The organism is Qipengyuania flava (assembly GCF_011762005.1).
Lineage (GTDB): Bacteria > Pseudomonadota > Alphaproteobacteria > Sphingomonadales > Sphingomonadaceae > Qipengyuania > Qipengyuania flava.
Genome location: NZ_JAASQU010000001.1, coordinates 1082934 through 1094762 on the forward strand (window position 1 = coordinate 1082934; position 11829 = coordinate 1094762).

10 protein-coding genes and 1 tRNA gene are annotated in these 11829 nt (G+C 65.8%); 6 read left to right on the forward strand and 5 right to left on the reverse strand.

Translation table 11 applies throughout. The features are described from left to right. Window positions 1-34 precede the first annotated feature (34 nt). A complete protein-coding gene (locus FHS69_RS05345) occupies window positions 35-2992 on the reverse strand; it encodes a TonB-dependent receptor plug domain-containing protein (protein ID WP_166776812.1) in 2958 nt (985 codons plus the stop codon). 206 nt (window positions 2993-3198) lie between these two features. Here FHS69_RS05345 and infA point away from each other — a divergent pair, with 206 nt between their 5' ends. From infA to FHS69_RS05370, 5 genes are all read left to right on the forward strand, one after another. Then, complete coding sequence (gene infA, locus FHS69_RS05350) at window positions 3199-3444, forward strand: translation initiation factor IF-1 (protein WP_007163491.1); 246 nt, start codon at window positions 3199-3201, stop codon at window positions 3442-3444. Between the two features lie 6 nt (window positions 3445-3450). After that, the gene (locus tag FHS69_RS05355) at window positions 3451-4026 is read left to right on the forward strand and encodes a Maf family nucleotide pyrophosphatase (RefSeq protein ID WP_166776813.1); all 576 of its coding nucleotides are present in this window, start codon (window positions 3451-3453) and stop codon (window positions 4024-4026) included. Continuing rightward, window positions 4019-4990, forward strand: coding sequence for a ribonuclease E/G (locus tag FHS69_RS05360; protein ID WP_166776814.1), 972 nt, complete (start codon window positions 4019-4021; stop codon window positions 4988-4990). The genes FHS69_RS05355 and FHS69_RS05360 overlap by 8 nt, the downstream gene beginning before the upstream one ends. Beyond that, window positions 4980-5198, forward strand: coding sequence for a DNA gyrase inhibitor YacG (locus tag FHS69_RS05365; RefSeq protein ID WP_067469364.1), 219 nt, complete (start codon window positions 4980-4982; stop codon window positions 5196-5198). The genes FHS69_RS05360 and FHS69_RS05365 overlap by 11 nt, the downstream gene beginning before the upstream one ends. A gap of 91 nt (window positions 5199-5289) precedes the next feature. Further along, window positions 5290-5364: transfer RNA gene (locus FHS69_RS05370), tRNA-Phe, on the forward strand. A 61-nt stretch (window positions 5365-5425) separates the two neighbouring features. Here FHS69_RS05370 and FHS69_RS05375 read toward each other — a convergent pair. The 3 genes from FHS69_RS05375 to FHS69_RS05385 are packed head-to-tail and all read right to left on the reverse strand — an operon-like array spanning window position 5426 to window position 8459. Next, window positions 5426-6682, reverse strand: a complete 1257-nt coding sequence (locus FHS69_RS05375) for an adenosylmethionine--8-amino-7-oxononanoate transaminase (protein WP_166776815.1) — start codon at window positions 6680-6682, stop codon at window positions 5426-5428. After that, a complete protein-coding gene (gene bioD, locus FHS69_RS05380; protein WP_166776816.1) occupies window positions 6679-7299 on the reverse strand; it encodes a dethiobiotin synthase in 621 nt (206 codons plus the stop codon). Before bioD ends, FHS69_RS05375 begins: the two co-directional genes overlap by 4 nt. Beyond that, window positions 7296-8459 (reverse strand): 8-amino-7-oxononanoate synthase, encoded by a 1164-nt coding sequence (locus tag FHS69_RS05385; RefSeq protein ID WP_243844530.1) that lies wholly within the window; start codon window positions 8457-8459, stop codon window positions 7296-7298. The genes bioD and FHS69_RS05385 overlap by 4 nt, the downstream gene beginning before the upstream one ends. Before the next feature lie 131 nt (window positions 8460-8590). On the opposite strand from FHS69_RS05385, the gene purC reads away from it, so the two are divergent. After that, complete coding sequence (gene purC, locus FHS69_RS05390) at window positions 8591-9394, forward strand: phosphoribosylaminoimidazolesuccinocarboxamide synthase (protein WP_166776817.1); 804 nt, start codon at window positions 8591-8593, stop codon at window positions 9392-9394. 106 nt (window positions 9395-9500) lie between these two features. On the opposite strand, the gene FHS69_RS05395 is transcribed toward purC, so the two are convergent. After that, entirely contained in the window at window positions 9501-11738 is a 2238-nt protein-coding gene (locus tag FHS69_RS05395) for a TonB-dependent receptor (protein WP_166776818.1), read from the reverse strand. Window positions 11739-11829 lie beyond the last annotated feature (91 nt).

The window sequence follows — 11829 nt, forward strand, 5'->3', positions numbered from 1 at the left end:
GGATTGCCCGCCGCGCCCCGCCCGTCGCGGTCAATCAGAAGACCTTGCGGAATTCGATCTCGAACGTCCGGCCCAGCGGGTCGACCAGCCACGGCTGGTAGCTCAGCGGCACCGTGCCGGTCTCGTCGGTCACGCGCTGATGCGCATCGAACAGATTGTCCACTCGCAGCGAGAGCCGCGCGCCCTTGAGGAAACCGGGATCCTCGCCCGCAAGCCATTGCTGCTGTTCGAGGTTCATGAACAATCGCAGGTCGAAGGTCGCGAGGTCGTGGAAGCTGAGGTCGTCGACTTGCGATCCGCTGGCGTAATTGGCCGACAGGCGCGCGCCGAGACCGTTGTGGAACAGCCCGCCCTCCATCGTGACATTGTGCCGGCTTACCCCGCTGCCGCTCAGCGCATCGCCGTCGAGCAGGTCGAGTTGCGGTATGCCGTCCGCGATGACTGCGTAATTTTCCAGTTCGATCGTGTGATAGACCGACAGGTTCCAGCGGCCCTGGCCGCCACCGGGGCCACCCGGGCCCCCGCCACCGCTACGACCGCGGCCACCGCCGCCACGCGCTTCGTTATCCGCGGGTGGCGGATCCCCAGCATCGCCGCCCTGACCGCCCGGACGACCTTCGCCATCGGGAGCGGCGCAGACGCGCGCACGAAGCTGGTTCAGCCGCTCGGGATCGACCTGGCCATCTGGGCCCGCGAGCCGTTCACGCACGCGCTCGGGCAAGGCCGCGAGGTCGACCGGGGTCGAAGCGGCGGGATCGGTCGCATTCCAGCCGGTGCATAGCCGTATGCGCGCAGCGTCCATCTCTTCACGGTTCCGTGCACCCTCGGCGCTGCAGATACGCTCGCGCGCCTCGGCCACACGCGCCGGGTCGACCTCGCCATTCTCGCCGCGCAGGCGCTGCTGCATCCGTTCCGGCAGCTGCGAGATATCGGGCTGACCCTCGGATGAGCAGAACTGTTCGCGCATCTGCTGGAAACGCGCGCGATCGGGCGCGCCACCTGTTTGCCCTTGGCCCTGGCCCTCGCCTTGAGAGCTCGAACCTCGGGCTGCGGACGCGATCCGCGCCATCATCCCGCCACGCCCACCGCGCGAACCGCCTTCCGATTCCGAGCCGACACGGCCGAAGAAGTTGAAGCCGTAGCGAATGCGCGACGAACCGCGCTCGGCAAAGGTGACCGCGCGCCTGTCGAGTTCGACCAGCTGGCCGTTCTCGCGCGTGACGCGGTCGGGGAACGCCGCCTCGATTGCGGGGGTGAGCAGCGGAAAGCTTTCGGTCACGTCATCCGACCGATTGCGGACGTACTCGACGCGGAAATTCGACCGGTCGAACAGGTCGAAATCGTAAGAGGCCGCTAGCTTGATGTCGCGCTGAGTCTCGGCCAGCAGGTTGGGGTTGCCTCCCGTCACGACATTGGCGAGCACGGTCTCTCCCGTCGCGAAATCATAGACTGGCTGATTGACGTCGACGATCTGCGGGTTGCCGAGCTGCGCGATCCCCGGCGCCTGTTCGCGCATTCCGTAACTGGCCTGCAGTGACAGGCTGTCCGATGGGCGCCAGTTGAGCCCAGCGTTCCAGTTGGTCAGCAAGCCGAAGTCCGACAGGTCCTCGACCCCGCCGCCGAGATCGAGCGTCAGTTCGCCCAGCGGCGCGAGGAAATCCTCGCGCGCGCTGGCGAGCGGGATGGCCAGGTTGAGCCCCGCCAGCAATTCACGTCGATCAAGCGAGGTTTCGACTCCGGGATTGCGCGTGTCTTCGCTGTCGATCCCGTCGAGATTGAAGCCTGCCTTCGCGGTGACGTTGACCTCGCCGCTGGGCAGCAGGATCGGTCGCCCGGTCAGCGTGAGCAGGCTGTCGAGCGTATAGGTCCTGCTGTCGGCCTGCTCGATCCCGCCGGTCGGCAGCGAACCGAGATCGCCGGCAATGTCGATTTCACCCGCGGCCGCGGCCTCCACGAGTGCGTTTGTGTCGCGTCGCTGGTCGGTCCGCGTGGTGTTCCACCCGCGGGTCGCATCCACCGTGAGGGCCAGATCCCAATCGGCGATCGGGGCGTTGAATGAACTGCCAAGCGAAGCGGTGGTCGACTTGGTCCGCCGCGTGATCGAGTCGTCGTCGATCGCACGCAGCTGGGAATTTCCGTCCGGATCGGTCAGCAGGACCGTATCGAGTCCCGAGAGCGAGCGCGAGAAACTGCGATCGAGATTGGCGTTGAGCGACAGGCTGGGCACGCGTGCGCCCTCGCCGAAAGTCGTGTTCCAGGTGGTTTCGAGTTCAATGCTCTCGCTGTCGGACGCGAGGCTGCGAAACTCGGCCGGATCGGGGTCGCCCGCTACGGTAGGCGTATTGCTCTCGGTCTGGATGATGTCGCGCTCGACCTCGGTCAGCAGCGATGACGTGTTGAATTCGGCACCGAACAACAGGCGGTTCCCGCCATTGATCGTCAGCTGCGAGAATTCGACTTCGCCGTTCGACCGGCCTCCGCGCGTCGGCTGACCGTATTCGAGCTCAACCTCGCGGCTGGAGAAATTGTCCTTGAGGATGAAGTTGATGACCCGCTGGTCGGCGGGATAGCCATATTGCAGCGCCACCTCTTCGGGAAAGACCTGCACTTTCACGATCGCTTCGGGCGGATAGCGGCGGAACTCGCGGAAACCCGAAACCCGGCGACCGTTGACGAGGAACACGGGGCGCCCGCTGCCACGGCCGCTGGCCGAACCGGTCTGCGGCGCCAGCTGTTCGATCAGGTCGGCCAGCGAATCCGCACCATAGGCGGCGATATCCGCCTCATTGAGTTCGACCACGGGCGGGACATCGGTTTCGACCTGCCCGCGGATACGTTCGCCGGTAACGACGATGGCGTTGTCGGGCAAAGAAGCTTCGCCGCTATCGGGCGCCTGGCCGGTAGCAGGTGACTGCTCGGCATCCTGTGCAAGGGCAGGCGTGGCAAGCGCAACTGTCAGCGCAATGGCAGATATCCGAGGGAACAAATGCATGAGAAAGCTTGCAATCCTAGTTCTTGAGCCTGTGTCCTCCCCCCGCCCTTGCTGCTGGACGAGCTTCGACCGACGGGCAAGAAGCGTCGCGTAACAAAGTGTCGCACCGGCCTTGCGTGGCGATTAACGCCGGACTTCCCTTTTTCGACTACTGCGGCTATGGGCGCGCGACACAAATCGACCAACGACACGATCCAAGGAACTACATGGCGAAAGAAGAACTTCTCGAAATGCGCGGGCGGGTGGTTGAACTGCTTCCCAATGCGATGTTCCGCGTCGAGCTCGAGAACGGCCATGAAGTGCTCGGCCACACGGCCGGAAAGATGCGCAAGAACCGCATCCGGGTGCTGGTCGGCGACGAAGTGCTCTGCGAACTCACGCCCTACGATCTGACCAAGGCGCGCATCACCTACCGCTTCATGCCCGGTCGCGGCGGCCCCGGCCCGCAGTAACCCACGGTGGGCCAGCCCACGCTTATCCTCGCATCGGCCAGTCCCCGCAGGCGCGAACTCATCGCGCGCCTCGGCGTGGAGCCGGCTGCGATCAATCCTGCCGATATCGACGAAACCCCGCACAAGGACGAGCTGCCGCGCGACTACGCACGGCGCATGGCGCGCGAGAAGGCCGAAGCGGCAGCCTCGGACGATGGCCATGTCCTGGCGGGCGACACGGTGGTCTGCGCCGGCCGCCGAATCCTGCCCAAGGCCGAGGATGAAGCGACCGCGCGGCGCTGTCTCGAATTGCTGTCGGGCCGTCGCCACCGCGTGCTGTCGGCTGTCGCGCTGCGCGCACCCGACGGCAGCCTGCGCGAGCGGCTGAACGAGACCGTGGTCATCTTCAAGCGCCTCTCGCGCGAGGAAATCGACGCCTATCTCGCCAGTGGCGAATGGGAAGGCAAGGCAGGCGGTTACGCCATCCAGGGCATCGCCGAAGGGCTGATCCGGCGTATCCAGGGCAGCCATTCGGGCGTGGTCGGCTTGCCGCTCTACGAGACGCGTACACTGCTCAAATCCGCCGGATTCGACATTGCCTGAGTGGCAGGTCGAGCATGGCATCGGCGAAAGCCGCGCCCTGCTGGTCGACGGAGAGAAAACACTCGCGGCGAAGCTGCGCTGGCCGGGCGATTTGCCGGTCGGCACCCCTGTTTCGGCAGCGCTGTACTCCAAGCCGGCCGGGCGCAGCCGCGGCCTCGCGCGGACGGACAATGGCATCGAATTGCTGGTCGACCGCATCCCTGCCGGCTTTACCGAAGGCGCGCGCCTGCCACTGGTCGTGACACGCGCAGCGATTGCGGAACGTGGCCGCTTCAAGCGCGCGCAGGCGCGGGTGATCGAGGAATCCGATCCTGGCAGGTCGGTCCAGGCCGATGATGTCTTTGCGCTGGGCGACACGGTACGGCAGTTGCCCTCAGGCGCGTGGGAGGACATCTGGGATGCGGCTTCTTCGGGCGAAGTGCCTTTCGCGGGCGGAGCGCTGCTGTTCAGCGTGACCCCGGCAATGACGCTGATCGATATCGATGGCGACCTGCCTCCGCGCGAACTGGCGGTGGCCGCAGCACCCGCAATCGCACGCTGGCTGCGTCTGTTCGATCTCGGCGGTTCGATCGGGATCGATTTTCCCACCCTGCAGGCGAAGGCCGATCGCAGGGCGGTGGACGAAGCACTGGCGGCAGCGCTCGACGGCTGGCCGCATGAACGCACCGCGATGAACGGCTTCGGCTTCGTGCAGATCGTCGCGCGGCTGGAAGGGCCGTCGCTGCTGCACCGTTTCGCAACCGCGCGCGTGGGCGCGGCGGCGCGCATGGCGCTGCGGCGTGCCGAGCGGGTCGAAGGCCCTGGCATGACGCTGCTCCGCGTCCATCCCGCGCTTGCCGCCAAGCTAAAGGACGAATGGCTGCGCGAACTCGAACGGCGCACCGCGCGCCCGGTGCGGATAGAGACCGACCCGGGGCTTGCGATCCACGCGGCCACCGCCCAGATCGTGCCGCATGACGAGTAAGCCCCGCCCCTGCCCGATCTGCAAGAAACCGCGCGACCAATGGCAAGCGCAGGATGGTGCCGAGGCGGACCGATACGCGCCCTTCTGTTCGAGCCGGTGTCGCGACCGCGACCTCTCGCAATGGTTCGGCGATGGTTATTCGGTGCCCGGACGCGCTGCGCTGCCCGAGGAAATTGCCGCCGAAGTGACGCGCGGGACGGAAGAGTGAAATTCCCCCCTTGCCAAGGCGTGCCAGCTTCGCCATAGGCGCGCTCTCATTGCTCGCGGGGCCGCACCGGCCCCTCTCGCCGAAGCAGTGTGCCCGGGTAGCTCAGTGGTAGAGCAGACGATTGAAAATCGTCGTGTCGGTGGTTCGACTCCGCCCCTGGGCACCACTTCGCTACCCCGGCCAATCGTAGAAAACTTGCCTCGCCGCTCCTACCAGCGCGCGGCCGACTATTGCGTCGCCAGATCGTCCGCCGCGGCGCCGATTTCGGCCCAGATGCGCGCCAGGTCTTCATCCTCGATACAATAAGGCGGCATGACGTAGACGGTGTTGCCGAGGGGGCGCAGCAACAGCTCCGCCTCGCGGAACCGGCGCAACAGCCGCGGTCCGAGTTCGGAAAGATAGCTCCCCGCCGGATCGCCCAGTTCGAGCGCGGCGATCGTGCCGCAGCGCCGGGCATTGCGCACCATGGCATGTCCCGACAGCGCATCGAGATGCGTCTGCTGCTTTTCTGCCAGCGTTGCGACACGTTCGCGCACGGGTTCTTCGCGCCAGATCGCCAGATTGGCGACCGCTGCGGCGCAGGCCAGCGGATTGGCAGTGTAGCTCGACGAATGGTAGAAGGTCCGCGTGCGGTCGGTCGAATAATGCGCCTCCCAGATCGGCTCGCTCGCCATCGTCACCGCGAGCGGTATCGCGCCCCCGGTCAGCCCCTTCGACAGGCACATGATGTCGGGCACTACGCCGGCCTGCTCGCAGGCGGTCAGCGTGCCCGTGCGGCCCCATCCGGTCATGACCTCGTCGGCGATGAACAGCGTGCCATGCGCGGCGCAGATCGCGCTCATCTCGGCTAGCACTGCGGGCGGATACATCAGCATGCCCCCTGCCCCCAGCACCAGCGGCTCGACGATGAATGCCGCCGCGCCTGCAGCGCATTCTGCCTCCAGCGCGTCAAGTGTGGGTTGCGGGTCCTCGGCGGGAAATGGCACTCGCCCGACATCGAACAGCATCGGCGCATAGGCGGCGTTGAACACGCCGCGCGCGCCGACCGACATCGCGCCGATCGTGTCGCCATGGTAGGAATGCTCCATCACCACGATCCGGCTGCGCGCCTCGCCGCGATGCGCCCAGTAACCGAGCGCCATCTTGAGCGCGACCTCGACCGCGGTCGACCCGCTGTCGGAGAAAAACACGCGGGTGAGCGCATCGGGGAGGATGCGGCGCAATTCATGCGCCACGTCTTCGGCGGGCTGGTGCGTCCAGCCGGCAAAGATCATCTGGTCGAGCCGCTGCGCCTGATCGGCGATCGCCTGCATGATGCGCGGGTGGCAATGGCCATGCGTGGTCACCCACCAGCTCGAGATCGCATCGACGATCCGGCGTCCGTCCTCGGTGTACAACGCGGCGCCCTCGGCATGCGTGACCAGCGGGACGGGATCACCGAGACCGTGCTGCGTGAAAGGATGCCAGACGGGGGATTGGGTCATGCGAAATCGTCCAGGTCGAAATTGTCGGCAAAGGCGGCGGACAGCGTTTCCGCATCAAGCGTCGGCAGTATCGGCAATCGGCCCAGCCGGCGGACATTGCCCAAACGGCAGATCGTCGCCTCGCTGTCCTCCACCGGACCGCCGATGAAGGCGACGCCGTGCACCGCCACGCCGCGCGCACGCAGCGCCTCGATCGTCAGCAGCGAGTGGTTGATCGTGCCGAGTGCCGTGCGCGCGACGACAATGGCGGGCAGCGCCCAGCGCGCGAACATATCGGCATAAAGTACCCCCCCGCCGAGGGGGACGAGCGCCCCGCCCGCGCCTTCGACCACCAGCGGACGTTGTGCTGGCAGCGCAAGGCGTTCGGGGTCGATCGCAATGCCGTCGATCTCTGCGGCGCGATGCGGCGAACACGGCGTTACGAGGCGATAGGCTTCGGGCAGCACCCGGGCTTCGGGCAGCCCTGTCAGGCGCGCGACCTGCGCCCGATCGCCGCCTTCGTCGAGCCCCGCCTGCACCGGCTTCCAGTAATGCGCGTCGAGCGCGCCGGTCAGCGCAGCGGCGAAGACGGTCTTGCCGACATCGGTGTCGGTGCCGGTAACGACGAACGCGGTCATGCGAGAAACTCCGAAAGCGTGGTGGCCAGCGCATCGATCTGCGGCTTGCCGATATTGAGCGTGAGCGAGATGCGCAGGCGGCTGGTGCCCGCAGGCACGGTGGGCGGACGGATGCCGCGAATATCGAAGCCCGCCTCGCGAAGGCGCCGCGCGAGTGCCATGGTACGCGCGTCCTCGCCCACCACCAGCGGCATGATCTGCGAGCCGCTCCGCGTCACTCCGAGCGGACCGAGTGCCTCCTCCGCATAAGCGATCAGATCTGCAAGCCGCGCGCGCCGCTGGGGCTCGTCGTCCAGCACGCGCAGGGCCTCGCGCACGCAGGCGGCCATCAGCGGCGACGGCGCAGTCGAGAAGATGAAGCTGCGCGCGCGGTTGACGAGATGGTCGCGCATGATCCGCGGGCCGCACAGAAGCGCGCCTTCCGCCCCCAGCGCCTTGCCGCAGGTACGCAGCACGATAGCGTTCTCGCGCCCGTCCAGCTCTGCCGCCAGACCGCGCCCCCCGGCACCGAAAACGCCGGTGGCATGCGCATCGTCCGCCAGCAGCACCGCACCGTATCGATCGGCAATCTGGGCCAGTTCGGCCAGCGGCGCGCGGTCGCCGTCCATGCTGTAGAGCGACTCAACCGCGATCCAAGCGGTTCCGCGCGCATTGTCGGCCCGCCAGCGTCGCAGCGCATCGGCAAAGGCATCGGCGTCATTATGCGCGACGGCGACACATTCGGCGCGGGCCAGCCGCATGCCTTCATGCGCGCTCGCGTGCACCAGCGCGTCATGGAAGATCGCGTCGCCACGCTGCGGCAACGTCGCCAGCAAGGCGCTGTTGGCGGTATAGCCATTCGCAAGGAACAGCGCGCTTTCGCAGCCGAAAAAAACCGCGGCCTCGCTTTCGAGCAATTCATGTTCTTCGTGATTGCCGCGCAGCAATCGCGACCCGCCCGCGCCCACGGGAACCCCGCGCGCCAGCGCATCGGTGATGGCCTGCCCGAGACGCGGATCGCCCGCCAGCGCGAGATAGTCGTTGGACGAGAAATCGGCGCCCTGCGCGCGCGACAGGAAGCGTTGCCGGGAACGCTCGGCAAGCGCGGCGAGATCGGCCTGCTGCGCGGTCAGCGGATGCGGTTGGGCGGCGGGGAAATCCATCGCGCGCCAGCTACCCATCGCGCCGCGCGGCTGCAATTGCTTTCGCCCCCGTGCTTCTGTATGGCTCGCGCATCGCCCCGGCAGTCGTGATCGCTCGTCGATTCCGCCGCCGGGGCGCAAGCTTTTCAAGCGCGAAGGAATGCATATCCATGGCTCGTCGTCGCCAGATCTACGAAGGCAAGGCCAAGATCCTCTACGAGGGTCCTGAACCGGGCACGATCATCCAGTACTTCAAGGACGATGCCACCGCGTTCAACGCGGAGAAAAAGGGCACGATCAACGGCAAGGGCGTGATCAACAATCGCATCAGCGAATATGTGTTCTCGCGCCTGTCGCATATCGGCATTCCGACGCATTTCATCCGTCGCCTCAACATGCGCGAGCAGTTGGTCCGGCAGGTCGAGATCATCCCGCTGGAAGTGGTGGTGCGCAACGTTGCCGCCGGATCGCTGTCAAAACGCCTCGGGATCGAGGAAGGCGAACTGCTGCCGCACACGCTGATCGAATATTGCCTCAAGGACGACGCGCTGGGCGACCCCAAGGTTTCGGAAGAGGAGATCGCCTGCTTCAACTGGTGCAGCCATGAAGAGTTGCAGGACATGTCGAGCATGGCGATCCGCATCAACGACTTCCTGTGCGGCATGTTCAGCGCGATCGACATCCGCCTGATCGACTTCAAGCTGGAATTCGGTCGCATTTGGGACGGCGATTACAGCCGCGTGATCCTGGCCGACGAGATCAGCCCCGATGGCTGCCGCCTGTGGGATATCAACACCGGCGAAAAGCTCGACAAGGACCGCTTCCGCCGCGACATGGGCGGCGAGAGCGAAGCCTATCAGGAAGTCGCGCGCCGTCTCGGCCTGCTGCAAAACGACGATAACGGCCCCGGCGAAGTGCTCGACATGAACGCGCACCGCGGGCGCCTGCGGACGCCGGCCAAGCCCAAGAAGTAACGCGCGCCGCCGTGCCCGGCACGGGCTGCACGGCGCTGCCGCAGCAAAGAAAAGGGCCGGAGGGATCGCTCCCCCCGGCCCTTTTTCGTGGCGGTAGCTCGCGCGCTTAGTAGCTGACGCGGGCCGAGATACCGAACACGCGCGGATCGTTGACGAAGGCGGTGTTGTTGTTGAAGTCGATGCCGCCCTTCACATTGTCGGCATCGGTGATGTTGCGCACGAAAGCGGCGACTTCGAACGAACCGTCGGTCTTGGCGTAGCCGACGCGGAGGCCACCCTCGATCTGGTTGTTCGTATTGAATTCCGCGCTTTCGTAGATGAACAGGTTGGTCTTGCCCTGATATGCCCAGTCGGTGAAGGCGAAGATCTCGCCGCCATTGCCGACCGGAACGCCATAACGTGCGGTGACATCGGCGATCCATTCGGGAGCGTTGGGGAACGGGTTGCCATCCACCAGGGCGCGGGTGTTGCCCGACAGGACCACGGTGGGATCGGTCACGGTGCACTGGCCGCAGATGCCGACCGCCAGCGTATCGTCCTGGATCTTGGTGTTGTTCCAGCTGACGCCCGCGGTGATCAGGAAGTCCGGCGTGACCTGGAACGCGCTGTCCAGTTCGAAGCCGTAGCCGCGGCCCTTGTCGGCATTGACCAGCTGCACGAGGTTGCCCGCGCCGCCGACCGCGGTGAACTGCGGATCTTCGATGGTGTAGTAATAGACCGCACCGTTGAGGCGGATGCTGCGACCTGCGAATTCCGACTTGAAGCCGGCTTCGTAGCTCATGATCTTTTCAGATGTCGCGATAGACGGGGCCGAACCGAAGGCCACGTCGCGGCCCTGGATGGTAGGCGCGCGGAAACCGCTCGCCACGCGTGCATAAACGCTGGCATCGAGGCTGACGTCATAGAATGCCGCAAGATCCCAGCTGATGCGCTCGTCCTCGACAGTGCGGTTCTGCGCCCCGGGGCCCGAGATGAACGAGGTCTGCGTGACCGCAAACTGCTTCTCGTCCTCGGTATAGCGCAGTCCGCCGGTCAGCTTGAGCGCAGGAGTGATTTCGCCCGTCACCTGACCGAAGACGGCCCAGCTTTCATTGGTGTGGTTGACTGTGACGGCAGGGGGAAAATCGAATCCGACAGTGGTGACATCGAAATCGCTGTCGAAGTAGAAGCCGCCGACCTGCCACTGCAGCGGACCGTTCGCAGCCGAAGCGATGCGGACTTCCTGCGTGAACTGTTCGAGATCGATCGAATCCTGCGTGTCGCTGGGGAACGGGATGAATCCCGGACCCATGACCGGGAGGAAGCTCGCGCCGAAGCCGCCATCGATATCGCCGCGGCTGCGGCCTTCGCTGTTGGCCCAGCTGGTGATGCTGGTGAACGTCGCGAAATCGGCTTCGTAATCGACCTTGGCGGTTGCGATCTCGGCCTTGTAGGCGGCTTCGTTGCGGCCACCGGCATCGTAGAACACGGTGTCGCGGTCGTAATTGTCGTTCAGCTCGTTGTCGCCCGGCCCGAGGATATTGGCACGGAACAGCGTCGACTGACCATCGAGGTCGCGGATCGAGTAGCTGCCGAGGATCGAGAGGCGATCGCCGGGCGTGATGAGCAGCTGCGCACGGCCGGCGACTTCGCTGTAGGCGCCATAGGCATCCTCTTCACCGGTGAAGCCGTTGTCGACCCAGTTGTCGCGCTGCTGCCACAGGCCCGACAGGCGCAGCGACACCACGCCCGGAGCAAGCGGGATGGTGACGCCGCCATCGGCGGAAATGCTGTTGAAGCTGCCGTAGCTGACCGAACCGTCCACGGCGAACTCGTCACCCGGCTTGACCGTGTCGATCTTGACGATGCCGGCGGGCGTGTTGCGGCCGAACAGCGTCCCCTGCGGACCGCGCAGCACTTCGATGCGCTCGACATCGAAGATCGGGAAGGATTTGAGCGTGACGTTTTCCATCACGACATCGTCCATCACCACCGAAACGGGCTGCGATGCGGCGAGATCGAAGTCGGTGTTGCCGAGCCCGCGGATGTAGAAGCGCGGGGCAGCGCGGCCGTTCGAGCTTTCGACGAACAGGCCGGGGACGCGCGCGGCCAGCGCGGTAATTTCCGCGCCCGCATCGAAGATCGTGCGCACGGTGCTGGCATCGAGCGTGGCTGCCGAAACGGGTACGTCCTGCAGGTTTTCTTCACGCCGGTTGGCAGTCACGATGATCGTATTGAGCTGGCCGTCGGTGGATTCGGCACCGGCGGTGTCGGCATCCTGCGCCAGAGCGGGCTGCGCGGCGAAAGCCACGAGGGCGAAGGTGCTGGCACCGAGAAAACGGGCAGCGGTCGAACGGATGGTCATGTCTTGAGGGGTTCCTGCTTGAGCACGCTCGTCTGACGACTGCGGCATTTGGAGGGTTGCGGCATCGTTTGCCGTGGCACCCCGATAGCAG